Source organism: Arthrobacter sp. B0316-5-4, from assembly GCF_059090325.1.
This window is the reverse complement of record NZ_JBNHFN010000005.1, coordinates 15939-40678: the sequence shown is the minus strand read 5'-3', so window position 1 is coordinate 40678 and position 24740 is coordinate 15939. Positions and strand designations below refer to the sequence as shown.

The following is a 24740-nucleotide window of genomic DNA, read 5'->3' as shown; positions in this document are numbered from 1 at the left end:
CGGATGCCTTCGAGACTGACGGAATCCCAGGAGGCCGCCCTCTACGACGCAGAGAACATCTGGGCGGCCGACGACGACTTTTTTCTGGCGTTCGCCAACCAACGGCCAAACAGCCGGCTCCTCGACTTGGGCTGCGGTACCGGGCGATTCAGCCTTGCTGCTGCAGCTGCGGGACACGCAGTTGTTGGCATCGACCCCCATACGCCGTCGCTGGAAGCGGCGCGCCGCAAACCCGGCGCAGAGCACGTGACCTGGGTGCATGGGACCTCGGCCCAGATCCCAGAGGGAGCAGCCTTCGATGTGGTGGTCATGACTGCCCATGTTGCCCAAGCGATCAGCGACGACTCGGAATGGTCGCGCACCCTTGCTGACGTGTACAGGGCACTCGTACCTGGCGGATTGATGGCGTTCGATTCCCGTGATCTTGGAGCCCGCGCCTGGGAGCATTGGACCCGCGAAGAAACCCGGGACCTCCACGTCCTTCCGGGCGGTGCCATCGTGGAAACCTGGATCGAATGCAGCCCTGAGATAGCGGGTCTGGTTGTGCTGACCGAGCACCGGATACTCGCGGGCGACGCGCACGAGCCCCGAATCTCCACCCTTGCGTTCCGCAGCGAGGAAAAACTGCGCGCGGACCTGGGCGAGGCAGGATTCTCGGTGGAGACGACTCTGGGCGGTTGGGACGGGGAAGGTGTGGGAAGCGCCCAGGGCGAGCTGATCTTTGTGGCGCACAAGCCCAGGTAGGCCTCCACCCACTGGGAGGTTGGCAGGTGGAACCCGCGCCTGGACCGAGGGCTTGCGATTAACCCACCCGGCCTGCGGCCTACTTAAACACGGTCTGGATCGGACCGCCGCCGGCTGAATCGACGATCGCCTGGGCCACTACGCGGAGCTTGACGTTCCGGTTGCTGGAGGCCTTCTTGATGAGTTCCATGGCTTCGACCTGTGTGCAGCGGTTCTGGGCGATGATGATGCCCGTTGCCACGTCGATCACCGTCCGGGATTCCATGGCGGCCCTCAGGTTGGCGGCGGTTTGGCTGTGTTGCGCAATCAGTACCGCGAGTTGAAGGCCCTTGGATGCCTGTTGGACGTAGTCGTTGGCGCGCTGCACTGCGGCCTGGTCGAAAGCGTTGGGGCGGTCGGCGTACAGGTTCAGGCCGGCCATGGCGATGTTGTCGGACAAAGGGAAGGGTACGGCCAGGACGGAGCGGACGCCGTGGTCGGTGATGGCCTTGTTGTACTCGGGCCAGGTGTTGTCCTTCTCGAAGTCCGGGATGTAGACCTGACTCGCCTCGCGGCAGGCGTGCAGGCAGGGACCGTCGGCGTAGGCGTACTGGATTTCGTCGAGCAGCCGGGCACGTTCACTGCTGCTGGCGACGGTGCCGGCGTTGCGCTGCCGCATGAGGGTGATGCCGCAATACACGTCCCTTTCGGGTGTGCTGAACATGGCAGCTGAGTGACGGGCCAGCTCATCAAGAAAGGCCTCGACGTCAGGAGTGGCGAGCAGCAGGTCCTGAATATCAGCCACCACGGAACTCGACTCGACGAGCTGTGGGTCTTCCATGTGGATCTCCGATCCGTGGATGTGGCTACCTTTCGAGACTAACCCCCTGTACCCGTTGAAAGCTAATAGTAAGTGTGCTTCTCTTTTTAAGGAGTCTTGCCGTGGGCTCTCCCCTTATCCGGTCAAAGGATTGAAGCCCATGCGTCAAACCCGACCTTTCGATGTCAGTACCAGGCCTCCGGCTGCACCTGAAGGAAGCATCCGCCAAAGCTTTCAGGACAGCCTGGTCCTGGACCACCTCAATCTGGCCAAATCCATTGCGGCCCGGTATTCCGCCCATACCCACGACCTGGACGACGTCAGGCAGGTCGCCTACATGGGCCTCATCAAGGCCTCCCGCGGCTATGACGAGTCCAAGGGCGTCAGTTTTCCTGCCTATGCTGCCCCCACCATTGCCGGTGAGGTCAAGCGGTACCTCCGTGACCATTGCTGGGTTGTCAGGCCGCCCCGCACCATCCAGGACGTTCGGCGCCAGGTGCTGGCCCGGACGGAGGAAATGACCCAGGTGCTGCAACGGACCCCCTCCCCGGAGGAAGTCGCAGAGGACCTCCGGCTGGAACCCTGCCAAGTGCGTGAAGCGCTGATGGCGGGCACCAGCAAGCGCCCGGATTCCCTGGACGCTCCCGCATCAGAGGGCCGTGAAGGCTTGCAGGGTTCCCTGTCCGCTTTTGGCTGCCCCACTGACCGCTTGGAGGACGTGCTGGCTCTCCGGAACGCCATTCGGGGGCTGAGTGCGGAGGACCGCCACCTGCTGTACAGGCGCTACTACCGCGAGGAGACGCAGTCCACGATCGCCGAGGCCCTGGGAATGTCGCAGATGCAGGTTTCACGCAAGCTTTCCAAGATCCTCGTCTCGCTCCAAACCAGACTGCTGGACGACGAAGCCCAGCTTCAGGACGGAACCGCCCCTTAGCCAAACCACCATGAGCTAGCAGCCCAGGCGCTCCACGGCGTCCAGGACATCGCGCACGCTCACCGCGAGGAGTGCGGGGTCGGGGTCGGCTGAGAAGACGTCGCCGCGGCGAAGTTCGACGGCGGTAAGCACCACGTGCGGGCCCGGCGGCGGACCCCATTCCTCGGCGGGTGCGGGACCAAACAAAACGACGGACGGCCGCTCATAGGCGGACGCCAGATGTGCAGCGCCAGTGTCAGCTGAGACCACCAGCCGCGCCTCAGCGATGGTGGCCGCAAACTCGGCGAGACCCTGCCGCCCGGCCAGCAGGCCGTCGTCGAGGTTTGCTCCCTTGAGCTTGGCCAGGGCGGCCGTCTCCTCGGCGCGCCCCCGCTCCGACGCGCCGCCCGTCAGGACAATCCGGTGCCCTTCCGCAGCGAGTTCCACTGCGACGTCGGCGAACCGCTCCACCGGCCACAACCTGCTGCCGTAAGCCGCGCCCACGTGGATCACTGTGGCACCGGGACTAGGCGAGGGAACGGCGGGGCGGTTCAGCCGGAAGTCCAGGGGATCGGCATCGATCCCGTGCCAGGTCAGCAGCCTGGTCCACCGCTCCCGCTCGGGCAAGCCGGTGGACCAGGGAGGTCCGGCAAGCCCGGGCGACTCATGGGCAATCACCCGCTTGGCCTGCAGCTCGTCGATCCGCAGGCGGCTCTCCGCCCCGTTTCCGTGCAGGTTGACCGCGATGTCGACCGCGCCGCGGGGGACCGTCAGCGGATCGTCGAGGCCCGGTGTCGGCAGATGGTGGATGCCCCCAACCAGTTCCAAAGCTTCAGCGATCCAGGCCGGCGCGGCGTACAGGATCCGGTGTTCGGGGAACGCCCGCCGTAGTCCCCGAAGTGCCGGAACCGCGACCAGGAGGTCGCCAAGCTTCAGGGCGCGCAGGGCGAGCAGCAAGGGTTGTTCGGTGCTATCGACAGTGTCCATGGAGGCCTCCCGCTAGGAGTCTAGCCCCATGAAACTTCTCACGGCCGCACTGTTTAGCGTCCGGAGAACTGGGGAACGTTGCGGGTATGGGAGGAACCGGAACGTTGAAGGCGGTCCTGTTTGACCGCGATGGAACGCTCGTCGTTGACGTGCCATACAACGGCGACCCGCAGCTGGTGCGGCCCATGGAAAGTGCCCGATCGGCCCTCGAAAGAGTGCGCCGGGAAGGACTGGCTACGGGCGTTGTGAGCAACCAGTCGGGCATTGCCCGTGGACTGGTGGGACGTGCCCAGGTGGACGCAGTCAACCAGCGGGTGGAGCAACTCCTGGGCCCGTTCGATGTGTGGCAGATTTGCCCGCACGGGCCCGAGGACGGCTGTCCGTGCCGTAAGCCCGCCCCCGGGATGATCCTCGCTGCGTGCTTCGATCTGGGCATAGAACCGTCGGAGGCAGCCTACGTGGGTGATATCGGCGCCGATATGGACGCGGCGACGGCGGCTGGCGCGCGCGCCGTGCTGGTGCCAACGTCCGTGACCCTCCAGGCGGAGATCGATGCCGCCGCGGTTGTCGCAGGGGACCTGGCCCACGCGGTTGAACTGCTTCTCCAAGGGGAACGTTCAGCCACGTCCAGAGAGGATGCTCCTGCATGAGCCGGGTCCTGGTGGCCCGGCTGGACAGCATGGGCGATGTCCTCCTCTCCGGACCTGCCCTGCGCGCTGTGGCGAACGGAAGCCGGCCCGATGGTAGCCGCCCCAATGATGTGGTCCTGCTCTGCGGACCTGAAGGCGCAAGCGCGGCCGAGATGCTGCCCGGCGTGACCCAGGTACACACGTGGGCCTGCCCATGGATCGTGAATCCTGCGCCCCCGGCCACGGAAGACATGACCAACACCCTGATCGAGTTCGTCCGCAGTTCCCGCATTGAGGAAGCCCTGATCCTCACGTCTTTCCACCAATCGCCGCTGCCACTGGCGTTGTTGCTCCGGTTGGCCGGGGTCGGAAAGATCACGGGGGCTTCCACGGACTACGCCGGTTCGCTGCTGGACGTCCGGCTCAAACCAGGCGAGGACTTCCCCGAAGACCAGCCCGAAGCAGTCCGGGCCCTGGCGCTCGCGGACGCCGGAGGGTATGTCCTGCCCAACGGCGACGACGGCAAACTGCGCATCACGCCCAACCCGGACCCGGACGACGTGGCCCAGGAACTGGCCGACGAAGGCCCGTACATCGTGGTCCACCCCGGCGCGACGGCCCCTGCCCGGGCCTGGCCTGCCCTGCACAACGCAGCAACCGTGGAACTCCTGGAAGCTTACGGGCACCGGGTAGTGGTCACCGGGGGGCCCGGCGAAACATCGCTCACGGCAACGGTTGCGGGTCCTTCGGCCAGGAACCTTGGGGGCGGAACCAACCTGCGCACGCTCGCAACGGTACTCGCGGGCGCCGCCGTCGTTGTTACCGGCAATACCGGCCCCGCCCATCTGGCCGCCGCGGTGGGAACCCCTGTGGTCTGCCTGTTCGCGCCGGTGGTTCCGGCCATCCGCTGGGCGCCGTACGGCGTTCCCATGGAGTTGCTGGGCGACCAGGAAGCGGCGTGCAAGAACACCAGGGCCCGGACCTGTCCCGTGCCGGGGCATCCGTGCTTGAGCTCGGTCACCCCGGAGCAGGTCCTGGAGGCTGTCGAACGGTTGCTGGGCGGCGTGTCCTCGCTCTCCACCCGACGGAAGGTCTGGAAACCATGAGGATCCTGGTGTGGCACGTCCATGGCGGATGGATGGAAGCGTTCGTCCGGGGCCGGCACGAATACCTCCTGCCCACACTGCCCGACGGCGGCCCGTGGGGTTTGGGGCGCGGTGGACGTGACTGGCCGCTCACCGCCCAGGAAGTAGACCTGGCCACGCTGGATCCGGACAGTGTGGACGCCGTGGTCCTGCAACGGCCGGAGGAAATCGCGACAGTCGCCAAGGCCTTGGGCCGCCGCCCCGGAGTGGACGTTCCGGCGGTCTATCTGGAACACAACACCCCCAAGGGCGATGTCCCTTTTTCGCTCCATCCGCTTGCCGACCAGGGCAGCATCCCGGTGGTCCACGTGACCCATTTCAACCAGCTCTTCTGGGATACGGGCTCGGCCCCCACGGCCGTGATCGAGCACGGGATTCCGGATCCAGGGCACCTCTACACCGGTGTTCAGGAGGAGCTGGGCGTGGTGGTCAACGAGCCCGTCCGGCGTGGACGGGTCACCGGGACGGACTTGCTTCCCGGATTCGCCCGGGTCGGACCCTTGCGGGTGTTCGGGATGGGCACGGAAGCTCTGCCGTCGGCTTTGGACCTCGGCAGCCACGGCCTGGGCGGGGATCGACTCCGGATCGCGGGCGACGTTCCAGCCGTCCGTCTCCACCGGGAACTGGCCAGATGCCGTCTCTACCTGCACCCGCTGCGCTGGACCTCGCTGGGACTTGCCCTGTTGGAGGCGATGCACCTTGGCATGCCTGTCGTTGCGCTCGCCACTACCGAAGCAGCCCGGGCAGTCCCGCACGGTACCGGCCTGGTGTCCAACGACGTCGACGATCTCCAAAGGTTCGCGCGGCGCCTCCTGGACGATCCCGATGACGCCTACGCGATCGGCATGAGGGCCCGGCAGGCAGCACTAGAACGGTACGGCTTGGGCAAATTCCTCCGGGCCTGGGACGAGCTCCTCGCCGATCTCCCCGCCAAGCATGGACACCGCCCGCAATCCGGGCATGCACCCGTCAGCCACCACACCCAGGCCAGCCATGACACCGAGAGGATGCACCCATGAAAATCTCCATGGTCTCCGAACACGCCAGTCCGCTGGCCGCCCTGGGAGGCGTCGACGCCGGTGGACAGAACGTCCACGTAGCGGCGCTCTCTTCCAGCCTGGCCGGGCGCGGCCACCAAGTCACGGTCTACACGCGGCGCGACGACCCCGATCTGCCGGCAAAGGTGCAGGTGGGCCCAGGACTGACTGTGGTGCACATCGACGCGGGTCCGGCCCGGCACATCCCCAAAGACGATCTCCTGCCGTTCATGGGCGAGTTGGCGGACGGGATCTGCGCGGACTGGGGCGAGGACCTCCCGGATGTTGTGCACGCGCATTTCTGGATGTCCGGGCTGGCAGCGATCCAGGCCTCCAAACGTGCCGGAGCCGCCGACCCCGTGTCCGTGGTCCAGACCTTCCACGCCCTTGGTTCGGTCAAGCGCCGCCACCAGGGCTCCGCGGACACCAGCCCACCCGCCCGGGCCTGGTTGGAGCCGTGGGTGGGCCGCACCGCAGATTGGGTCATCGCCACCTGCCCCGATGAAGTCTTCGAACTCAAGGCCCTGGGCATCAGCCGATCCAAAATCTCCATTGCCCCCTGCGGTGTGGACCTGACGCTGTTCCCCGGAACGTCCGACGCCGAACCCACCTCGCGCACGCATCGGATCCTGAGCGTGGGACGCCTCGTGCAACGCAAAGGGGTGGACCTGATCATCCGCGCGCTCCCGCTCCTGGCGGACGCAGGCTTCAACGATGTGGAGTTGCTGATTGTGGGCGGTTCCGGTGACGCGCTCACCCTTGAGGAAGACCCCGAAGCGCAGCGCCTTCATGCCCTGGCCAAGGAACTCGGCGTCGAAGACAAGGTGACCCTGCGCGGACAGGTTCCCAGGGATGCGATGCCGGGCATTTTCCGCAGCGCCGACGCCGTGGTGTGCACCCCCTGGTATGAGCCGTTCGGGATCGTGCCGCTCGAGGCCATGGCCTGCGGGGTGCCCGTAGTGGCGGCCGCCGTGGGCGGACTCCGGGAGACCGTCGTCGACCAGAAAACGGGCCTGCACGTCCCGCCTCGGGACCCGGAAGCGATAGCCGAGGCGGTGGGGAAGCTACTCGCCGATCCCGCCCTGCGGGCCGAAATGGGCCGAGCCGGCGCACGCCGTGCCCGCTCGCGCTACACCTGGGACAGGATCGCCGCGGACACCGAGAAAGCCTACCGATCCGTCCTGGCTGCCGGCCTCTCCCGGCAAGCAGGCGATGGAGTGGAATCACTGGAAGGAACGGCACTGTGACCATCAACAGCCATGTGGCCAGCGAAGCAACACTGCCCCCCACCGCCCTGCCCCGGTGGACTCCCGACACCAACGGGCCCACCCACCAGAAGGCTGTGACAACGCACCTGGACAACGTCCTGCCCGCGCTCGAGTCCCTGCGCTCGCAATCCGGACGGTTGTGCGAGTGGGGGACTGAACTCGCCAACCGGCTGCTGTCGGGGCAGCGGCTACTGGCTGCGGGCAACGGCGGATCGGCAGCCGAAGCGCAGCACCTCACAGCTGAGCTTGTGGGCAGGTTCGACGACGAACGGGCCCCCTTCTCGGCCATCTCACTCCACGCGGAGTCCTCCGCCGTTACCGCGCTCTCCAACGACTACGGCTACGAGGAAGTGTTCGCCCGCCAGGTCAGGGCCCACGGCCGCGCGGGTGACATCCTGGTTCTCCTGTCCACCAGTGGCCGCAGCCCCAACCTGCTCAAAGCGGTTCGCGCTGCCCGCGAACGCGGCATCACCACCTGGGCCCTCACTGGATCCGGCCCCAACCCACTGGCCGACGCCTGCGACCAAGCCATCACCGTGGACGCCATCGCCGCCAACGCCCAGGAAGGCCACCTCATCGCGGTCCACGCCGTCTGCCGCGCCTTCGACGCCGAGGTGGCACGACGGACCGGCCCTTACGCCGGCGGGCAGCCATGAGGATCACGGTGGTGGGCGACGTCCTCCTCGACGTGGATATCAACGGCGCCGCCACCCGCCTCAGCCCTGACGCCCCGGTGCCCGTGGTGGACGTCGCAGGCATCCGCCGCCGAGCAGGTGGAGCCGGCCTGGTGGCCACCGTCCTTGCCCAGGACGGCCACGACGTCACGCTGGTTACCGCACTATCGGACGACGACGGCGCAAGCCACCTCAGGCGCGCACTGGCCGGTGTGTCGGTGCTCGCCGGCGACCCGCTCGCCCCAACCCCCACCAAGACCCGCGTACGGATCGGGACCCACCCGATGGTCCGGTTCGACGAAGGGTGCGCACCGGGGCCCGTTCCGTCCAGCACTCCTGCGATGCTTGCGGCGATCACCTCCGCCGAGGCTGTGGTCGTGGCCGACTATGGCCGCGGAATCACCGCCAACACAGCGATCCGCGCCACCCTGGCCGAGGTTGTTGGCCGCACCCCGGTGGTGTGGGACCCGCATCCTGCCGGTTCCGAACCCGTGCCCGGAGTCGCCGTCGTGACCCCCAACCTGGCCGAAGCCCTAGCCTCCGCCAAAGCGGGCGGACTCGACCCAGCCCGGACCGGTGCCGGGGAAGCCGCCCAACACCTGAGGGAAAAGTGGCAGAGCGACGCCGTGTTGGTCACCAGGGGCGAGGACGGGGCGGTCTTGTTCGAAGTATCCGGCGGAACAGTGGCCATTCCCGCGCCCAGGACGTCCGTGAGCGATCCGTGCGGCGCCGGGGACCGGCTCGCAGGGAGCCTGGCCGTGTACCTGGGCCTTGGGCTTGAACTGCCCGAAGCCGCAGCGAGGGCCGTGGAGGATGCTTCGGCCTTCCTCGCCAGGGGCGGCGCGGCGGCGCTGCCGGAAGCACCGGCGGTGAGTCCCGCCGTCGAACTTAATAACCGTGAACCCATCCGCGCTCAAAGCCACATCCACGACGGCGTCCAACTCGCCCAAACCATCCGCGACGCAGGCGGAACGGTGGTGGCAACCGGGGGTTGCTTCGACCTCCTCCACGCCGGCCACGCCCGAACCCTGGCAGCGGCACGCAGCATGGGCGATTGCCTGGTGGTGTGCCTCAACTCTGACGAATCCGTCAGGCGGCTCAAGGGCGCACACCGCCCCATTGTCAGCGTCGAGGACCGTGCGGAGCTGCTCCTGGCACTCGAATGCGTCGACGCCGTGGTGATCTTCGACGAGGACACTCCCGAGGCCTGCCTCACCGGGATCCGGCCCGATATCTGGGTCAAGGGCGGGGATTACGAACCCGATGAACTGCCGGAAGCCCGCCTCGTTGCGGGCTGGGGAGGGCGATGCGTCACAGTGCCCTTCCACCCGGCACGCTCCACCAGCGGCCTGGCTGCAGCACTGGCCAAAGTCAGCTGACCGACGAGTTGGAAATCAACGAAAGGAACCGCATGAACACGCAATCACCTGGCCGCGTCATCGTCACTGGAGGCGGCTCCGGCCTTGGAGCAGCAATCGTGGAAGCCATCCGGGACGCCGGCGGTACGCCGTTCGTCTTCGACCGGGACGTCAGCAACGTCTCGGGTGCCAAGGCCCTGGAAGTGGACGTTTCCAACCGCGAAGCAGTGGAAGCTGCCGTCAAGGAAGCCGCGGACAGCCTGGGCGGCCTGGACGCGGTGGTCACCGCGGCCGGGATCGACCGCTGCGGAAAGCTCGGCGACGTTCCCGCGGAGGAGTGGGAGAAGGTCATTGGAGTGAACCTCCTCGGCACGGTCTCCGTGATCCGCGCCGCGCTCCCATACCTCAAGGGATCCCGCGGCCGCGCAATCACCATCGCGTCCACGCTGGGTCTCCGCGCCCTGCCGGACGCCACCGCCTACTGCGCCTCGAAGTTCGGCGTGATCGGTTTCAGCCGTGCCCTCGCAGCGGAGACCGGAGGAGTCATCGGCGTCACCACCATCATCCCGGGCGGCATGAAGACCCACTTCTTCGACGACCGCGACGAGCAGTACAAGCCGCAGGACGACTCCAAACTCAACGACCCCGCCAATGTGGCCCAGGCCGTGGTGTTCGCCCTCTCCCAGCCGTTCGGCAGCGAGGTGCGCGAACTCCTCATCACCCCCGCAGAAGAAGGCTCGTGGCCGTAAGGTCCAGCACGTCCTGAACAACGTCGGCCACGGCGATGCCCTTGATCAGGGTGTCGTCGTGGCCGCAGTGCGGAGCGGTCCAACCCACCTGCGTCACATCGGACCCGCAGCGTGGGCAGTGAGTCACCCAGGACATGTGGACGCGGTGCACGCTTCGTCCACGCGGTGCGGCATTGAACGCATTGCCCACCCAATAGATGCCGACTGTAGCGGTGCCAACGGCCTGCGCCAAATGCCGGGGCCCGCTGTCGCTGGCAAGCATCACGGTGGCTTCGGCCAGGAGTGCCGCCAACCCGCCGATGTCCAATTCGCCCGCGACTGATCGCACCGCCTGCCGGTCCGTGGCTGGGAGTTGGCGAACCGCCAACTCCGCTACTTCCTGGGCCAAGGCCTTCTCGGATCGATCGCCCACCACCAGCACCTGCGCACCTTCGGCCGCCAAGGAGGCAGCCGCCTCGGCAAAGTTCGACGCCGGCCAACGACGTCGGGGATCGGTGGCACCCGGGTGGATGACCACCAAGGAATTCCGGGTTTGGTCCCGCAGGCCGGCAACGTCCTGCCGGTGGTCAGCGCGTGGCCGCAGCGGCGGCGACACCACAGTGGGTGCCCCGGCGAGGCCCGCCACTTCCAGCCACCGGTCCGGTTCGTTCTGGTAATAGACGTAGTCGAGGTTCCGTTCCAAAGGCCGGGCATCCTTGGTGCGCGTTCCCACGGTGTGCCGCGCCCCCAGCTTGAGGAGGAAGGGATTGGAAAATCGTCCACCTCCGTGCATCTGGACGGCCAGGTCAAACGCTTCCGCGCGCATCGCCTCGAAGAATTCCTGCTGGGCAGCAACGTCCTCAGCGTCGTCGTCGAAACGCTCGCCGTTGCGGGGGCCATCGTGGACGCCGCGCGCCACGGGCAACATCACGACGTCGTCGACAGGCCCCATGGTTGCTTCCGCCACTGCCGCATGGACGGGCGTTCCCAAGAGCGTGATGGTGGCATCCGGGTAGGCGACCTTCAAGGCATGCAGAGCCGGGTAGGTGTAGATCAGGTCTCCCAAACCGCCACCCCTGAGGACTGCGATCCGTTTCACGCCGCCGAACTTTTCCAGTACGGGACCTATGCCGGGGCCAGCAGGAACGTCCATGGTCGCTTCCCTTCTCCAATGGCTCTTCAACGGCTTTTCACTGGCGGAAACTGCCCGGCCCGGCGTGTGAAGCGCGCACCGCGGGGTACCTGTCGGGAACAGGAACATGCCGCCAACCGGAAGGTACCCCATGGCACGCCTATCCAATCAAGAAGGCTTGGCCGACTGGTTGCCAGGTCGCTTGGCCGAGGAACGTCCTGTTGTGACGGTCATCGGCGATTCCATCCTGGACGGCTGGTGGGATGGAATTATTGAGCGGTTCTGCCGCGAAGCGCCTGCCCCCGTGGTCCAAGTGCAGCGCCGCGACTTCGCGCCCGGAGGGGCAGCCAACACAGCCATGAACCTGGCTGCGATGGGAGCGGATGTACGGTTCGTCTCCGTTGTGGGCGAAGACTCCGCGGGCCTGCAGCTCCTTGAACGGCTCGAGGACGCCGGCGTGGACGTCTCCCACGTCGTATCCCATCCGGGGATGGTCACCACCACCAAATACAGGGTCAGCAGCGGGGGACAAGTGATGCTGCGCCTGGATGACGCAGCCACTGAGTTGCCGGCTGAGGGACTCGAAGTGATGGCCGCGTTCGTACCGGAAGCCATTGAGGGCGCTGCTGCGGTGGTGCTGTGCGATTACGGTACGGGTGCCCTGGGAGGGCCCGTCCGCTCGGCACTCCTCGACCTCCTGGCTCCCGCGAAGCGCAAGGACAGGCTGGTGGTGGTTGATGCCCACGATCCCGGCGGCTGGTCACAGTTGAAGCCCGATCTCGCCACCCCGAACGCGCAGGAAGCCTCACGCTTGCTTGGCGTCGAATTCCCGGGAGGTGCCGCGCGCTGCCCCTTCGTGGAGGCCCACGCGGAGCAGCTCGTCCGCGCCTCCGGTGCGGCCGCCGTCGTCGTAACGCTGGACCGGGAAGGAACGCTGACGTTGAAGTCCAGCACCGACACCGGCGAGGTAGCCACCCACCGCACCTGGGCCCGTCCGCAAGCCGAGAAGCAGGCCTCTGGCGCGGGCGATACCTTCGTGGCTGCCTTGACCCTGGCCCGCGCTGCCGGCCTGCCGCTGACCACCAGCGTCGACCTCGCCCAGGCCGCTGCCGACGTCGTGGTTCACCGACCAGGCACGTCGGTGTGCACTACCGAGGAACTGACGCGGCACCTGAGTGGGTTCGCGGATACGGCACTGACCGCAGCGGAGTTGGCGCGGCAGGTCGAAGAGCACCGCCGTGAGGGCCGCAGGATAGTGCTGACCAACGGATGCTTCGACGTCCTGCACCGCGGCCACACCCGCTACCTCAACCAGGCCAAGCAACTGGGTGATGTTCTGGTGGTGGCCCTGAACAGTGACTCGTCGGTGCGGCAGCTCAAGGGACCGGACCGGCCCGTCAACCACGAGGCCGACCGGGCCGCCGTGATTGCTGCCCTCAGTTGCGTGGACCACGTAACGGTCTTCGACACTCCAACACCCATACCGTTGATCGAGCTTCTCCGGCCTGACGTCTATGCCAAAGGCGGCGACTACACGCCGGAAATGTTGGCAGAAACCGTGGCTGTGGAACGCTGCGGCGGCACCGTGACCATCCTGGACTACGTGCCCGAGCATTCCACCACGGCCGTACTGGAACGTATCCGCTCGACGGGCGACAACCCGCAACCCTGAGGAATTCCGCCATGCGCATTGTGATCACTGGAGCCACCGGACACGTCGGGACGGAGGTCCTGAAGCGGCTTCAGGCGGCCCGCTCAGAGGAAGGCGCCGACCTTGAACTGGTAGGCGTGGTCCGCCGCCACCCCGACCAGGACGTCGCCCCCTACCGGGGCGTGGACTGGCGCACCTTGGACATCGGCGCCAAGGTGGACCAGCCGGCCTTGGAGGCCGCGTTGTCCGGGGCGGATGCCGTGGTGCACCTTGCCTGGTTGATCCAGCCGAACCACCACCGGGAAATGCTCCGGCAAACCAACGTGGCAGGAACGGCCAATGTCTTGGCTGCGGCACGGAAAGCCGGGGTTCGGCACATCGTGTGTGCGTCCTCGGTGGGTGCGTATTCCCCCGCGCCGAAGGACCAGCGAACCCAGGAAGGCTGGCCCGCAGCCGGGATCCCGAAGTCGCACTACAGCGTGGATAAGGCCGCGCAGGAGCGGCTCCTGGACGATTTCGCGAAGGACAACCCGGACATTGTAGTGGCGCGGCTTCGTCCGGCATTGACGTTCAGCGCAGGAGCCGGGAGTGAGGTGGGGCGGTACTTCCTGGGCCGCCTCCTGCCCCGGCTGGTGCCGCCTAAGCCGTGGTTCCCGCTGCTCGCCCTGCCCAAGGAGATGGTGTTCCAGGCGGTGCACGCGTCCGACGTCGCCGACGCCTACTGGCGCGTCCTCGAGCGCAAGGCGGAGGGCGCTTTCAACATAGCGGCCGAGCCTGTCATCGACCCCAATGCCCTGGCATGGACCTTCAATACCCGACGGCTGCTGCCATTCCCGCTTCCGGTGCTGCGCGCCGTCGTCGAGGTCAGTTGGCGGCTCCGCCTCCAGGCGACCGACGGCGGCTGGGTAGACATGGCCGCCAACGCGCCCATCATGGACACGGGACGCGCACGCAGGCTGCTGGGTTGGTCGCCGAAGCATTCATCGCTGGAATCCCTGGCCGAAATGCTGGACGGGCTGGGGACGGGGAAGGGCCGGAAAGCATCACCGCCGCTCAAGCCCCGCTAGCTTACTCGGCGGACAACACCACGGTGAGGATCCGCCGCAGGCTCATGGCCACCGACGCCGGCGCGTTCACTGGGGACTGTCCCGCGGCGGCCTCGGCCACTGCATCGCTCAGCGCGGATATCGAGTCCTTCGCCTCCGTCAACAGGGTGCCGAGATCATTCGATTCGCCGTCCCGCCAATGGTCAATGACCAGGGCCGTGGACTCCAACGCGTCCGAAAGGTAGCCCACCAAGGCGTCGGGGATGACCGTCCCCGCGTCCCTCTCCCAGATGGCGCTCGCCAGGACGTCGGTGATGTCCTGGACGTGGAATGTGAGCCGTTCCAACGTCCGTAAACCAGCCAGGTCGCCAGGCAAACGGGTTGCCAGGCGGCGGGACCGGGGGTTCGCCTTGGCGCTCAGTTCGGCTTGGTGGACAGCAGTCCGGACGCCGGCGGCCGTCAGGGAAAGTTCGTCGCTCCTGCTGGCCCAGGCTTCATGGTTGGGGGGCCACGATTCCTCCATGGCCCGTGCCATGTCCTTGAGTTGCCGGGAGAGTGCGCCCTGGTGGCCGCTGATGGCGGGATCGATGTCGTCCAGGTGCAGCGGGGGAATCACCAACCAGTTCACGGCGAATCCCACCGTCACTCCCAGGGCCATTTGGAGGACGTACCCGAAGGAGAAGCCCTCTGCGTTCGAGCCGCCCAGCACCAGCACGAACAGTGCAGCCATGGGGATCCAGTCCGAACCCGATCCAAGGCGTGGAAGGCCGCCGATCAGCACTCCCAGCCCAACCACCAGCGCCACGGAGAAGGAGTTGGGGTCGGCAAAGGAGGTGACAACGAAGGCCATGCCGATGCCGAGGACCAGCCCGGCGAGGCTTTGCAACCCGTGCTTGGCGGAGTCCGCCACGGTGGGATGCATGCTGACCAGTGCGCCCAGCGGCGCGTAATAGGGGTAGGCCGCGGCAGGACCGGGCATGTAGGGGGCAAGCCACCAGGCAAGACCTGCTGCAACCGCTGTTTTGGCGGCAAAGAGGATCCGGTGTCTGGTGATGGTTTTCCGAAGCGCGGGAATCAGCCGCCGCCTGAAGGGCATGTGGCTCATCGATCCAACGTTCGCAGGTATTCCTGGAAGTGTCGAGCGGGACTGTGCTGCATGTGATGCGACCATCTTTTCAAAATTGCGCGATTAGAACAGTGGCAAGCGGGTACACAACCATTGATAGTAACGATACTTACTATCCCGGCTGCTGTCCGCAGCCTGCCAACTGTGGAAAGAGAGCGACAATGACTGAGAGCCAATCGCCGCAGGACGGAAGCTTCGCGGCACCAAGGAACGGCGGCACCGCGGGTACCGAACCGTTCACCGGAAGCTACCTGGACTCGCCGGACGTAGAATTCGACACCGCAGGCACCACCACCAGCCCCTCGGGCACCGGAAGTGACAGCTCCGGCAAGGTTGACGCCGCAAAGCACGAAGCCGCAGGAGTGGCCGGCGCCGTCGGTGACGCTGCCGGCGGAGTGGTCGATACCGCCAAGACCGAGGCTGGGCACGTGGCCCAGGAGGTCAAGGTGAACGCCCGGCAACTGCTCACCCAGACCAAGGGCGAGTTGTCCGACCAAGCACAGGCCCAGCAGCAGCGTGTTGCCGAAGGCCTGCGCTCCATCTCCGACGAGCTGTCCACCATGGCCAATTCGACGGATAACGGTGGTGTCGCCACGGACCTGGTCCAGCAGGCAGCACAGCGTTCATCCTCGATCGCCCATTGGCTGGAGAGCCGGGATCCCGGTTCGCTGCTGGATGAAGTCAAGGGCTTCGCGCGCCGCAAGCCGGGAACGTTCCTGTTGCTGGCCGCCGGAGCCGGTGTCCTCGCCGGTCGCCTGGGCCGTGGCATGGCAGGCGACGCCACCGAATCCGCCTCGACAAGCGGTACTGCTGCTACCGGGACGCCGCGCGCTGTGTACTACCCCACCCAGGGCGGCGCCGTGACTCCACCGGCCGTTGACCTGCCGGGACCCACCGCCACCACCGCGGGATACGGTTCAGCCACCACCACCGGATACGACGCCGGAAACACCGGTTACGACGCCGGAACCACTGGCGGCTACGACGGATCCACGCTTCCCTACCCGGAGACCGACGCCGGCGGCGTCAAGGCGCAGGGCGACCCGCTGGCCGGCCCCCTTGATCCCGACGGACTCGAGCGCCCCGACGATCCCCAGTACGGAGGTCACCGATGAGTAGTCCTGCCGACCTGCCTCCCACAACAACTGCGCACGAGAAGGCTGAAACCCTTCCCCTGGGCGAGCTGTTGAGCGACCTGACGCGCGACGTTTCCACGTTGATGCGCCAGGAAGTGGAGCTGGCCAAGGCGGAACTCAAGGAGTCCGCCACCAAGGCTGGCAAGGGCGCGGGAATGCTGGGCGGTGCAGCTTACGCCGGCCACATCACCGTGCTGTTCCTGTCCATTGCCCTCTGGTGGGCTTTGGGCCAGCTCATTGGCCTTGGATGGTCCGCCGTTGTTGTGGCGGTCATCTGGGGAATCGTCGCTGCCGTGCTGGCCTCCATGGGCCGCAAGGAACTGAAGACCATCAACGGCATGCCGCGTACGGCCGAAACCGTCAAGGAAATACCCCCCGCTTTGAAACCGAACACTGAGGAGACACGATGACGCAGAACCCCGACGCCCTGCGCGCCGATATCGAAGAAACTCGCCGGCGGCTGAGCACCAACGTTGACGCCGTGGCGGACAAGGTCACCCCGTCCCACATCGTCAACCGCCGGGTGGACAGGATGAAGACGGCCGTGTTCGGTGCCCGCGACGACGTCCAGGACCGTGCCGGTGACGTAGCCAACCGCGCCGGGGACGCTGTCTCCGGCGTAGCCAGCAACGTGTCCGGTGCCGTCTCGGATCTGGGCGACGCACCGCAGGTGTTGAAGAGCAAGGCCCAGGGCAGCCCGATCGCCGCGGGGCTCATCGCCTTCGGCGCAGGCCTCCTGGTGTCCGCGCTCTTCCCGCCGTCGGAGAAGGAACGCGAAGCCGCCCACGCCCTCAAGGACGCGGCGCAGCCGCTGACCGACGAGCTGAGCCACGCTGCGCAGGAAGTCGCTGAGCACCTCAAAGAACCCGCCCAGGACGCGATGCAGAACGTCAAGGACTCCGCCACGGAGGCGGCGGCCAACGTCAAGGACGAAGGTCAGGCCGCAGCCGCCGATGTTCAGGACCGCGCCGGCGCAGCCAAGGACAACATCAGCAACCAGTAACCTGCAAGCCCACGTATCCGAGTGACAGCAAACGCCCTTCTGACCGTTCTGAAGGGCGTTAGCTGTCACTCATTACTGTTTTAAAGCGGTGTGACTGTTCTAAGCCGGCGCGTCAGCGCACTTCCAGGATCATTTGCAGCAGGCGTGCGGCGGCCGGGCGGGCGGCATGCTCTTCGGCCCACTGCGCACGGGCCAGTGTCTTGCTGACAGCCTGGGTGGAGATGCCCAGTTCCTGCGCCACGGTCTTCTGCTGGCCGCGCACCCCGGGCGTCAACAGGTCCAGTACGCGCCATTCCGCGGCGCTTCGGTGCTGCACGATGTGTCCGAGGAGCCGCAATACAGCCTCGGCTTCTGACGCCAGCGCCGTCAGGGGGCCGTCCACCGCCACCGGAATCCGCTCTTTGCCGTTGCGCAAACGGTCCACAGCCCGGCGGGCATAGACGAGTCCATGGCCGGAAGCATCCCGGACCAGGTTGGGCAGCGGTTCGTTGATCGGCCCCACCCCGATCCCCACATACCACTGGCTGGACCGAAGGGCGATCAACGCCGTCTCCACGGCCTGATGGCTGGACTCGACAATGCCCTGCACTTCATCCTCCACCGAACGGTCGAAATCCAACCGCGCTGGAATGTGGCGAAGGTCCTTGAGCAACTGGGGCACAAGGTCGCCGTCGCGGCGGCTGTCGCGTTGGTTGATGGTGAGAGTGAACATAGTGGATCACATGCTACCGGCTGGTAGCGCCTCTGCAAGGGGAAAATCTGCCTGTTACTTTGTCCGGAGTGGCGCTTCCGGCTAGCCCAGTGCGGTGCGTTCGGTCAGCACGACGGCGGGCAGCGCGCCTGCCGCCGCAAGGTCGGCGCCGGGTATCCCGGCGTGGCGCAAGGAGGTGTGGACAGCTCCCACCATGGCTTCCAGGTCTTCGTTCGTGGCGAACACCCAGAAGGTTTCGCGTGCCCGGAACACCAGTGCGTTGACTCCGCCTGCTCCCAGCGCCACCTTCTGTTTCGCCACCAGGCGCCGGTCCGGGTCAGTGCCGTCCATAGTGGTCACCACTTTGAGGGACGCGGGAGCGATATCAGCCCACGGGAACACCAGCAGGGTGTGTTTCTGCGAGTATCTGGCAACCATCCCGCCGTCGAACACCAGCAGCTTCCGGAAGCTGCCAAGGAAGGTCATGGACCACAGCACCAGCCCTGTGAGGATGCTGGTCAGGACAAAGAAGAGGGGATCGTTAAAGTGGCCGGCTTCGCGCGTCGAGCGGATGGGGCTGACGAACTCGGCGATGGTCCCGAACGCGAACCCCACCACCAGGCAAGGGACCAGCATCTTCCAGAAGATGCGCCGGGAAGCAGCCACGTAGCGGAGCTGCCCAAGCTGGGGTTCCAGCCGCCGCTCAACCCGGCGGACCAGCCAGTTAAGGCCTCGCATCCGGGCGCTGGCCGTAAAGGTTGGGGAGGTTTTCCTGCTCCGCGGCGGCGGCTTTTTGGGCAGCGGCAGCTTTGGGATCAGTAACCGGCGGCATGCCCTGGGTCAGGCCCGAACGGCGGTCCACGGCGGCGAACTTGGGGTCCCACGTGTCGCCGGATCCGCCACTGAAGGCCGCGGCGATGACCATCACCACGAAGAAAGGGAAGAAGGACCAGCAAATGGCCCGCCAACCACCCAACCAGGCACCCGCCGTCGTGCCATCCTTGATCCGCGCGGAGCGCATGCCCGCAGCGGCGTCGCCGACGCTTCCCACGGTGCCCCAGATCATGCCGTACACGAACAGGCCAACAAACCAGAGGGCAACATACAGGGTCAGCCACAGGCCGTTGTTGTATCCCAGGGCCGAGCCGCTGTTCATCATGGATTCGCGCACCACTGCGAGGATCACGGCCAGGACCACGTAGCCGGCGAGGAAAACGATCGCGTCCAGGACCCGGCCCCAGAAGTGCGCGGTTCCAGAGGCTTTGACGAAGTACGCCCCGGTGTCGGTGTGGCGGCGGACGGCGCGGCCGTTGGCGGCGTCAACCAGTCCGGTGGCGGTGGTGGACTTCGGATTGCTCATGAGGGGCTTTCAGGCTCGACGGCGGTGTGCAGCGCGGGTGCGGAAGGTCAGGCCAGTCCGGCGAGTCCGCCCAGGACGCTGGCCAAGGATGCCTGGGACGTTTCCTTAAGCTCAAGGGTGACGGTCTCGCCGGTCACCCGGGGCGTCAGGACGTGGACGCCCGACGGGCCGGTATAGACGGTGACGGTGGGGAACTCGTCCGTGTCGGCATTGAATGCAACGACGTTGCTGGCAGCCTGGGTGTCCGCGAGTGCTGTGGCCGCGTGTTCCTCGAACTGGGGTTCCGTGTACACGGTAGCGTCGGTGTCGCGGTTGGCTGCCTTTTCCGGGTCCACGAATTCGGCCAGCCGGGGCACCAACTGGTCGCGCGTCACGGCGGTGAAGCCGTGCAGCCCGCCCTCGTCCACTTCTTCGAGCAGGACGCCGTCGTCGTGGAGGTACCCGTACAACCAGCGCTTGCCGGTGGATACCGTGCGCTCAATGGAGATCACGCTGCTGCCGCTGCGCCGCAGGGTCAGGGCGCCGGTGATGTCCTCGGTTGCATGGAGGCGGGAGGGCTCCGTTTCGCCCTCGAAGACCACCGGGTACACGAGCTCCTTGGCGAGCAGGCCCCGCAAGGCGACGGCACACATCAGTTCTTTGCTGGCATCCTGGGCCGAAAGCCAGGGTGTCGCCACCAGTTGCTCATGTTGGACGCCGTCCAGGGCCACCACTTCTTCGTCGGTCAACGTGGGCAGTGCCGTTCCTGTGGCGCTGGCTGATGCCAGTACCTTGGCTGCGGCCTCTATGTCCCGCTGGGTCCATTTCATGGTGCTGGTGGTCATCCGAATATCCCTCCGACAAAGTTTCCAACTGACTTGGCGGCATTACCGACCCCGTCTGCCACCTTACTGCCTACGTCCTTGGCGAAACCGGCCACTTCCTTGGCGCCGTCGGCGATATAGCTGCCCGGGTTCCGCGCGAAGTTGGAGATGGAGTCCCAGTTGTCCGCCACGAGGTTGCCCAGCGCCCAGGCTCCGGCAACAATGCCTGCGCCGATGACGATGGGTGCACCGATGGGTCCCAGCAGTGCCGCGCCACCGGCGGTCATGAGCATGATGCTGCCCACGCCGCCCACCACGGACAGGCCGCCGGCCACCCGGTCACCCGTACCGCGCCAGCCGTCGTGCTCCGGGTTGATCATGTCGCTGATGCCGCCCACGATGTTCAGCGGGGCGGCCAACGCGCCCGCGACGCGGAGGCCCTTGGAGAACTTGCTCGCATCCTGGAACGCCTGGCTGTAAGGGATGTTGGCCTTCAGGTCAGTGAGGACATCGGTGACCTTCTCGCCGTTGCGCAGCGCGGTCAGAGCGTCGCGGACCACGGTTCCGCCCGCGCGCCAGTTGGTGAGGACTTCGCGGGTCTTGACCCATTCCGCGTGGCCCAACTTGCCGTACTTGTAGGCAGTCCAGAGCTGCGCTGCCAGGTCCTTGACGCCCATGCCGCTGTCGTAGACGTCCTTCAGGACTCCAACCGACGTGCCCGAGCCGTCGTTGTGGCTGGCGAATTCCTGCTGGTTGGCGTGCTTCTTCAGCTGGCTCGCATTTTCCCGCAGCATGTTCGCGGCCTTTATCAGGCTCTGCCGGTGCTGGGTGTTCCAGTCGCCCTTGAACACTGTGGCGTCCCTGCCCTGCCACGCCGTCGTGGAGTTGATGGCGTTGGACAATTGCGTGCCCTGCAGGCTGATGGCGTCGGCGGCTTTGCCCATGACGCCCGCCAGACTGCGAAGCTGCGCGATGTCTGCGCCGTAGAACCCAGCCATGTTGAACCCCCTGTGTACATGCATTGAAAAGTCTCGTCCCAGCCTAGGGGGACCAGCGGCATGTCGCGATGGGGAGCGCTGCCCATCATTGCTTAAAGAACGACGGCGGCTGGTGGGGTTCACGGGGAACCGCACCAGCCGCCGTCGAGCGTTAAATCAGTGTCCCGCAGCCGGAACGTAGCGCTTGATGGAAGCTTCCAGCTCGGCTTCGGCGGCGGCGCGGTCGCCCCAGCCCTCAGCCTTGACCCACTTGCCGGGCTCCAGGTCCTTGTAACGCGTGAAGAAGTGCTCGATTTCCTTGATCAGGAACTCGCTGACGTCGCTGACTTCCTGGATGTGGTCGAAACGTGCGTCAACAGGAACGCAGAGGACCTTGGCGTCTCCGCCGCCGTCGTCGGTCATGTTGAAGACGCCGATGGGGCGGGATTCAACGATGACGCCCGGGTGGAGGTCGAAGTCCTGGAGGAGCACCAGTGCGTCCAAGGGATCGCCGTCTTCGCCCAGCGTGTTCTCGAAGAAACCGTAGTGCGTGGGGTACTGCATGGAGGTGAACAGGACGCGGTCCAGGCGGACACGGCCGGTTTCGTGGTCAACTTCGTACTTGACGCGCGATCCCTTGGGGATCTCGATGGTCACGTCGTGCTTCATGGAATGCTCCTTGACGGGTGTGGGTGGGGCGTCGCTCCGCCGAAGCGGCCGTCACGGGTGACGGTGCCTCAGGCAGGCTGCTCAGCCCGGGGCTGGCGGCAGGCAAAAATAGCAGCCGGTGCCGCCGACTACTATTGAGGATATAGCGAGAGGCCCGGGTTTCTTGAACCGGCGGGGACATTTCAGGACTGACAGGATCAAGCAACTTCCATGATGGGCGTTAAAAACGGGGATGCCCGCTCAGGGTTATCCGCGGCGTGGGGGCGCTTGAAATGGCCGGTGCTGTTGGCGTCCGTCCTGCTGTGCCTCGGTGCCGTAGTGGTGGCCGGGATGATGCCCGGGCTGCTTTCACTCCCCAAGCCGACGCCTTCTACGCCCGCCTGGCAGCAGGAACCCCACCACCTTTCCAACGCGCGCGGGGTCCTTCCCCTGGACGCAAACGCCCCGCTCCCGGCGTCCGCGGAGGTCACGGCACTCCTCGATGCCACGTTGAAACCGGACGGTGCGGGCAGCATCAGCGGCGTCGTCATGGACGCTTCCACCGGCAAAGTCCTCTTTGACCGCGACGCCTCGGCCAACCGGATCCCGGCGTCGAACATGAAACTGCTGACCGCCGTCGCAGCCCTGAAAGCCCTGGGGCCGGACACGCGCTTCACCACCCGCGTGCTGGGATCCGACAATCCCTCCACGGTTGTACTGACCGGGGGAGGGGACGTGCTGGTGGGTGCTTCCCCCTCCGATCCCAACGCCGTCATGGGCAGGGCAGGCCTGGCGTCCTTGGCCGCAGATACGGCCACCGCGTTGACGGCCGCTGGAGTTAAAGGCCCAGTCACCGTCCAGGTGGACGACACCCTGTTCAGCGGCGCGCCCCTCAACCCGGCCTGGAGCCTGGACGACGTCGCCGCCGGCGAGACAGCACCCCTGTTTTCGCTGGCGTTAAATTCGGGCCGATACTCGCCGACCGTGATGAGCGGGCCCAGGCCCCAGGACTCCGCGGTCACCACCGCCCAGGCGTTCGCCGAGCAGTTGGCGGCTGCCGGCGTAGCGGTGAGTCCCGGCGTCGAACGCGGCAAGGGCCTCCCCACCAAGGTGCTGGCCGCAGCTGAGTCGGCCACCGTCAGCGAACAGGTCGACCTTATGCTGGAGACCTCCGATAACTTCCTCGCCGAGGCCCTGGGCCGGATGACCGCAGCCGCGTCCGGGAAGGAAGCCACGTACGACGGCGCCACTGCGGCCGTGCGGCAACGGCTGGCGGAGTTGGGGATCGCCACGGATTCGATGCAGTTGGCCGACGTATCGGGCCTTGCCCTGGAAAACCAGGTCAGCGCCCGGCAGTTCGTCGAGGTTGTCCGTGCAATCACCAGCGGCCCGGACCTTTCCCTCCGCACGGCACTGGACGGTTTCCCGGTAGCTGGACTGACCGGCACCCTGGATAACAGGTACGTGGATGCCAGCACGGCCGAAGGCGCTGGGCTTGTCCGCGCCAAGACCGGGACGTTGAATTCAGTGATCGCACTGAGCGGCTATGTGGTTGACGCCGATGGCCGGCTGCTGGTGTTCTCGTTCATCGGCAATGGACTCGAACCCGGTGCCGCCGGAAACAAGGCAGCTATGGACCGGACAGCGTCAGGTCTGGCCTCGTGCGGCTGCCGCAGTTGAAGCTCCGCGTCTAGCGAACTTAACGGCTCATTGTCAGTCACGTGTGGTGTGATGGTCCGTATGGTGTCATCTGCCCGCGAATCGTCAGCAGGGGCCCCGTCCCTGATCAATTGGGACCTGGCCGCCTCTACGGCTGCCCGGCTTGCCCCTCCAGGTCCTGAGCTCAGCGCAGGGGAGATCGGCAAGGCGGTGGATAACCTGCGGTTCAACGCGGACATCTCCGTCCCCCACGTGCACGACATCACGGGCCTGGATGCCGCGAGGGACCTGCGTGACTCCCATGTCCTGGTGGTGGACCGTGCCTCCTGGTCCAAGGCCAACACGCAGAGCTTCGCCGTGATGCTCCAACCCGCGCTGCAGAAAATGGTGGAGAGCCGCAGCAGTGTGGCCATGACCCCCGCAGCCGCAGCCGCCAGCGGTGCCATCACCGGCACCCAGCTCGGGGCCGTCCTCGCCTTCCTCTCCAGCAAGGTCCTGGGTCAGTACGACCCCTTCGCGGCCCTTGCCCCGGGCGCCAACGTCCCTCCGGGCGGCAGGCTCCTCCTGGTGGCGCCCAACATCATCTCCGTGGAGCGCGAACTCAACGTCCACCCCGACGATTTCCGGCTCTGGGTCTGCCTCCATGAGCAAACCCACCGTGTGCAGTTTGCCGCGGCGCCGTGGCTCCGGCATCACATGCTGGACGAGATCGAAAAGCTCAGCGGCAACCTGCTGGGCAACATGGATTCCTTGGTTGACCGGGCAGGCGCCATCGCCAAGTCCCTGCGAGATCGCAATCCCTCAGACAAGGTGCCCGGCCGCGGGGCCATCCTGGACCTGCTCCAGAACCCCGAGGAAAAGGCCTCCCTCTCCCACATCACCGCCGTGATGAGCCTCCTTGAGGGGCACGCCAACGTGGTGATGGACGCCGTGGACGCCAGCATCGTTCCGTCCGTGCGTACCATCCGCCAGCGCTTCAACGAGCGCGGCAAGGAACGGGGCGTGGTGGAGAAATTCATCCGCAACCTCCTCGGCCTGGACGCCAAGATGCGGCAATACACGGATGGCGCCAAGTTCGTCCGCGAAGTTGTTGCCGTGGCCGGGATGGAAGGCTTCAACAAGGTTTGGGACGCCGCCGAACATCTCCCCACAGAAGAGGAAATCCATAACTCCAAACTGTGGCTGGAGCGGATGGGGCTTTGAGTTTTTCCGATGAAGCGGGCGCT

The 24740-nt window shown here is 66.3% G+C and carries 26 protein-coding genes; 16 read left to right on the top strand and 10 right to left on the bottom strand.

All coding sequences use genetic code 11. The features are described 5' to 3' along the window. The first annotated feature begins 3 nt into the window (after positions 1-3). The gene (locus AC5RU9_RS15705; protein WP_494017175.1) at positions 4-744 is read left to right on the top strand and encodes a class I SAM-dependent methyltransferase; all 741 of its coding nucleotides are present in this window, start codon (positions 4-6) and stop codon (positions 742-744) included. Between the two features lie 79 nt (positions 745-823). Here AC5RU9_RS15705 and AC5RU9_RS15700 read toward each other — a convergent pair whose 3' ends face one another. Beyond that, entirely contained in the window at positions 824-1564 is a 741-nt protein-coding gene (locus AC5RU9_RS15700; protein ID WP_494017174.1) for a GAF and ANTAR domain-containing protein, read from the bottom strand. A 139-nt stretch (positions 1565-1703) separates the two neighbouring features. Here AC5RU9_RS15700 and AC5RU9_RS15695 point away from each other — a divergent pair, with 139 nt between their 5' ends. Beyond that, complete coding sequence (locus AC5RU9_RS15695; RefSeq protein ID WP_211710416.1) at positions 1704-2477, top strand: sigma-70 family RNA polymerase sigma factor; 774 nt, start codon at positions 1704-1706, stop codon at positions 2475-2477. Between the two features lie 15 nt (positions 2478-2492). Here AC5RU9_RS15695 and AC5RU9_RS15690 read toward each other — a convergent pair whose 3' ends face one another. Further along, entirely contained in the window at positions 2493-3443 is a 951-nt protein-coding gene (locus tag AC5RU9_RS15690; RefSeq protein WP_494017173.1) for a glycosyltransferase family 9 protein, read from the bottom strand. 86 nt (positions 3444-3529) lie between these two features. On the opposite strand from AC5RU9_RS15690, the gene AC5RU9_RS15685 reads away from it, so the two are divergent. Genes AC5RU9_RS15685 through AC5RU9_RS15655 form a run of 7 tightly spaced genes read left to right on the top strand, consistent with a single transcriptional unit; the run spans position 3530 to position 10303 of the window. Then, on the top strand, positions 3530-4093 hold the full coding sequence (locus tag AC5RU9_RS15685; protein WP_494017172.1) for a D-glycero-alpha-D-manno-heptose-1,7-bisphosphate 7-phosphatase: 564 nt from the start codon (positions 3530-3532) through the stop codon (positions 4091-4093). Beyond that, positions 4090-5178, top strand: a complete 1089-nt coding sequence (locus AC5RU9_RS15680; protein WP_494017171.1) for a glycosyltransferase family 9 protein — start codon at positions 4090-4092, stop codon at positions 5176-5178. Before AC5RU9_RS15685 ends, AC5RU9_RS15680 begins: the two co-directional genes overlap by 4 nt. Next, a complete protein-coding gene (locus AC5RU9_RS15675; RefSeq protein WP_494017170.1) occupies positions 5175-6236 on the top strand; it encodes a glycosyltransferase in 1062 nt (353 codons plus the stop codon). The genes AC5RU9_RS15680 and AC5RU9_RS15675 overlap by 4 nt, the downstream gene beginning before the upstream one ends. Further along, entirely contained in the window at positions 6233-7501 is a 1269-nt protein-coding gene (locus tag AC5RU9_RS15670) for a glycosyltransferase (protein WP_494017169.1), read from the top strand. Before AC5RU9_RS15675 ends, AC5RU9_RS15670 begins: the two co-directional genes overlap by 4 nt. After that, complete coding sequence (locus AC5RU9_RS15665; protein WP_494017168.1) at positions 7498-8178, top strand: D-sedoheptulose-7-phosphate isomerase; 681 nt, start codon at positions 7498-7500, stop codon at positions 8176-8178. Before AC5RU9_RS15670 ends, AC5RU9_RS15665 begins: the two co-directional genes overlap by 4 nt. Beyond that, on the top strand, positions 8175-9575 hold the full coding sequence (locus tag AC5RU9_RS15660) for a PfkB family carbohydrate kinase (protein WP_494017167.1): 1401 nt from the start codon (positions 8175-8177) through the stop codon (positions 9573-9575). The genes AC5RU9_RS15665 and AC5RU9_RS15660 overlap by 4 nt, the downstream gene beginning before the upstream one ends. A gap of 32 nt (positions 9576-9607) precedes the next feature. Next, complete coding sequence (locus AC5RU9_RS15655) at positions 9608-10303, top strand: SDR family oxidoreductase (protein WP_494017166.1); 696 nt, start codon at positions 9608-9610, stop codon at positions 10301-10303. Here AC5RU9_RS15655 and AC5RU9_RS15650 read toward each other — a convergent pair. Continuing rightward, positions 10272-11435: a glycosyltransferase family 9 protein gene (locus AC5RU9_RS15650; RefSeq protein WP_494017165.1), complete on the bottom strand. Its 1164-nt coding sequence runs from the start codon at positions 11433-11435 to the stop codon at positions 10272-10274. The genes AC5RU9_RS15655 and AC5RU9_RS15650 overlap by 32 nt on opposite strands. 130 nt (positions 11436-11565) lie before the next feature. Here AC5RU9_RS15650 and rfaE2 point away from each other — a divergent pair, with 130 nt between their 5' ends. Then, a complete protein-coding gene (rfaE2, locus tag AC5RU9_RS15645; protein WP_494017164.1) occupies positions 11566-13086 on the top strand; it encodes a D-glycero-beta-D-manno-heptose 1-phosphate adenylyltransferase in 1521 nt (506 codons plus the stop codon). A gap of 11 nt (positions 13087-13097) precedes the next feature. Next, positions 13098-14132 carry an NAD-dependent epimerase/dehydratase family protein gene (locus AC5RU9_RS15640; protein ID WP_494017163.1) on the top strand — a complete coding sequence of 345 codons (1035 nt, stop codon included), beginning with the start codon at positions 13098-13100 and terminating at the stop codon, positions 14130-14132. A gap of 1 nt (position 14133) precedes the next feature. Here the strand turns inward: AC5RU9_RS15640 and AC5RU9_RS15635 are convergent, their stop codons facing one another. Beyond that, on the bottom strand, positions 14134-15216 hold the full coding sequence (locus AC5RU9_RS15635) for an FUSC family protein (protein WP_494017162.1): 1083 nt from the start codon (positions 15214-15216) through the stop codon (positions 14134-14136). Between the two features lie 182 nt (positions 15217-15398). Between AC5RU9_RS15635 and AC5RU9_RS15630 the strand changes: the two genes are divergently transcribed. Genes AC5RU9_RS15630 through AC5RU9_RS15620 form a run of 3 tightly spaced genes read left to right on the top strand, consistent with a single transcriptional unit; the run spans position 15399 to position 17376 of the window. Then, positions 15399-16352, top strand: a complete 954-nt coding sequence (locus AC5RU9_RS15630) for a hypothetical protein (RefSeq protein ID WP_494017161.1) — start codon at positions 15399-15401, stop codon at positions 16350-16352. Beyond that, on the top strand, positions 16349-16783 hold the full coding sequence (locus tag AC5RU9_RS15625; RefSeq protein ID WP_257370053.1) for a phage holin family protein: 435 nt from the start codon (positions 16349-16351) through the stop codon (positions 16781-16783). Before AC5RU9_RS15630 ends, AC5RU9_RS15625 begins: the two co-directional genes overlap by 4 nt. Next, complete coding sequence (locus AC5RU9_RS15620) at positions 16780-17376, top strand: DUF3618 domain-containing protein (protein WP_211710430.1); 597 nt, start codon at positions 16780-16782, stop codon at positions 17374-17376. The genes AC5RU9_RS15625 and AC5RU9_RS15620 overlap by 4 nt, the downstream gene beginning before the upstream one ends. 112 nt (positions 17377-17488) lie before the next feature. Here the strand turns inward: AC5RU9_RS15620 and AC5RU9_RS15615 are convergent, their stop codons facing one another. The 6 genes from AC5RU9_RS15615 to AC5RU9_RS15590 form a co-directional block, all read right to left on the bottom strand. Then, positions 17489-18088: a hypothetical protein gene (locus AC5RU9_RS15615; protein ID WP_211710431.1), complete on the bottom strand. Its 600-nt coding sequence runs from the start codon at positions 18086-18088 to the stop codon at positions 17489-17491. A gap of 81 nt (positions 18089-18169) precedes the next feature. After that, complete coding sequence (locus AC5RU9_RS15610) at positions 18170-18805, bottom strand: hypothetical protein (protein WP_494017160.1); 636 nt, start codon at positions 18803-18805, stop codon at positions 18170-18172. Then, a complete protein-coding gene (locus AC5RU9_RS15605; protein WP_494017159.1) occupies positions 18792-19427 on the bottom strand; it encodes a hypothetical protein in 636 nt (211 codons plus the stop codon). Before AC5RU9_RS15605 ends, AC5RU9_RS15610 begins: the two co-directional genes overlap by 14 nt. Before the next feature lie 47 nt (positions 19428-19474). Next, the gene (locus AC5RU9_RS15600) at positions 19475-20251 is read right to left on the bottom strand and encodes a hypothetical protein (protein ID WP_494017158.1); all 777 of its coding nucleotides are present in this window, start codon (positions 20249-20251) and stop codon (positions 19475-19477) included. Next, positions 20248-21228, bottom strand: a complete 981-nt coding sequence (locus AC5RU9_RS15595) for a hypothetical protein (RefSeq protein WP_494017157.1) — start codon at positions 21226-21228, stop codon at positions 20248-20250. The genes AC5RU9_RS15600 and AC5RU9_RS15595 overlap by 4 nt, the downstream gene beginning before the upstream one ends. Before the next feature lie 156 nt (positions 21229-21384). Continuing rightward, positions 21385-21876: an inorganic diphosphatase gene (locus AC5RU9_RS15590; RefSeq protein WP_039239147.1), complete on the bottom strand. Its 492-nt coding sequence runs from the start codon at positions 21874-21876 to the stop codon at positions 21385-21387. Between the two features lie 213 nt (positions 21877-22089). On the opposite strand from AC5RU9_RS15590, the gene dacB reads away from it, so the two are divergent. After that, positions 22090-23535, top strand: coding sequence for a D-alanyl-D-alanine carboxypeptidase/D-alanyl-D-alanine endopeptidase (gene dacB, locus AC5RU9_RS15585; protein WP_494017531.1), 1446 nt, complete (start codon positions 22090-22092; stop codon positions 23533-23535). Between the two features lie 60 nt (positions 23536-23595). Continuing rightward, entirely contained in the window at positions 23596-24717 is a 1122-nt protein-coding gene (locus AC5RU9_RS15580) for a zinc-dependent metalloprotease (protein ID WP_494017156.1), read from the top strand. Positions 24718-24740: the final 23 nt, after the last annotated feature.

Bases quoted from the DNA above. Each gene is read 5' to 3' on its own strand.
- AC5RU9_RS15705 (WP_494017175.1), top strand. From the start codon at position 4: ATGCCTTCGAGACTGACGGAATCCCAGGAGGCCGCCCTCTACGACGCA.
- AC5RU9_RS15700 (WP_494017174.1), bottom strand. From the start codon at position 1,564: ATGGAAGACCCACAGCTCGTCGAGTCGAGTTCCGTGGTGGCTGATATT.
- AC5RU9_RS15695 (WP_211710416.1), top strand. From the start codon at position 1,704: ATGCGTCAAACCCGACCTTTCGATGTCAGTACCAGGCCTCCGGCTGCA.
- AC5RU9_RS15690 (WP_494017173.1), bottom strand. From the start codon at position 3,443: ATGGACACTGTCGATAGCACCGAACAACCCTTGCTGCTCGCCCTGCGC.
- AC5RU9_RS15685 (WP_494017172.1), top strand. From the start codon at position 3,530: ATGGGAGGAACCGGAACGTTGAAGGCGGTCCTGTTTGACCGCGATGGA.
- AC5RU9_RS15680 (WP_494017171.1), top strand. From the start codon at position 4,090: ATGAGCCGGGTCCTGGTGGCCCGGCTGGACAGCATGGGCGATGTCCTC.
- AC5RU9_RS15675 (WP_494017170.1), top strand. From the start codon at position 5,175: ATGAGGATCCTGGTGTGGCACGTCCATGGCGGATGGATGGAAGCGTTC.
- AC5RU9_RS15670 (WP_494017169.1), top strand. From the start codon at position 6,233: ATGAAAATCTCCATGGTCTCCGAACACGCCAGTCCGCTGGCCGCCCTG.
- AC5RU9_RS15660 (WP_494017167.1), top strand. From the start codon at position 8,175: ATGAGGATCACGGTGGTGGGCGACGTCCTCCTCGACGTGGATATCAAC.
- AC5RU9_RS15655 (WP_494017166.1), top strand. From the start codon at position 9,608: ATGAACACGCAATCACCTGGCCGCGTCATCGTCACTGGAGGCGGCTCC.
- AC5RU9_RS15650 (WP_494017165.1), bottom strand. From the start codon at position 11,435: ATGGACGTTCCTGCTGGCCCCGGCATAGGTCCCGTACTGGAAAAGTTC.
- rfaE2 (WP_494017164.1), top strand. From the start codon at position 11,566: ATGGCACGCCTATCCAATCAAGAAGGCTTGGCCGACTGGTTGCCAGGT.
- AC5RU9_RS15640 (WP_494017163.1), top strand. From the start codon at position 13,098: ATGCGCATTGTGATCACTGGAGCCACCGGACACGTCGGGACGGAGGTC.
- AC5RU9_RS15635 (WP_494017162.1), bottom strand. From the start codon at position 15,216: ATGAGCCACATGCCCTTCAGGCGGCGGCTGATTCCCGCGCTTCGGAAA.
- AC5RU9_RS15630 (WP_494017161.1), top strand. From the start codon at position 15,399: ATGACTGAGAGCCAATCGCCGCAGGACGGAAGCTTCGCGGCACCAAGG.
- AC5RU9_RS15625 (WP_257370053.1), top strand. From the start codon at position 16,349: ATGAGTAGTCCTGCCGACCTGCCTCCCACAACAACTGCGCACGAGAAG.
- AC5RU9_RS15620 (WP_211710430.1), top strand. From the start codon at position 16,780: ATGACGCAGAACCCCGACGCCCTGCGCGCCGATATCGAAGAAACTCGC.
- AC5RU9_RS15615 (WP_211710431.1), bottom strand. From the start codon at position 18,088: ATGTTCACTCTCACCATCAACCAACGCGACAGCCGCCGCGACGGCGAC.
- AC5RU9_RS15610 (WP_494017160.1), bottom strand. From the start codon at position 18,805: ATGCGAGGCCTTAACTGGCTGGTCCGCCGGGTTGAGCGGCGGCTGGAA.
- AC5RU9_RS15605 (WP_494017159.1), bottom strand. From the start codon at position 19,427: ATGAGCAATCCGAAGTCCACCACCGCCACCGGACTGGTTGACGCCGCC.
- AC5RU9_RS15600 (WP_494017158.1), bottom strand. From the start codon at position 20,251: ATGACCACCAGCACCATGAAATGGACCCAGCGGGACATAGAGGCCGCA.
- AC5RU9_RS15595 (WP_494017157.1), bottom strand. From the start codon at position 21,228: ATGGCTGGGTTCTACGGCGCAGACATCGCGCAGCTTCGCAGTCTGGCG.
- AC5RU9_RS15590 (WP_039239147.1), bottom strand. From the start codon at position 21,876: ATGAAGCACGACGTGACCATCGAGATCCCCAAGGGATCGCGCGTCAAG.
- dacB (WP_494017531.1), top strand. From the start codon at position 22,090: ATGGGCGTTAAAAACGGGGATGCCCGCTCAGGGTTATCCGCGGCGTGG.
- AC5RU9_RS15580 (WP_494017156.1), top strand. From the start codon at position 23,596: ATGGTGTCATCTGCCCGCGAATCGTCAGCAGGGGCCCCGTCCCTGATC.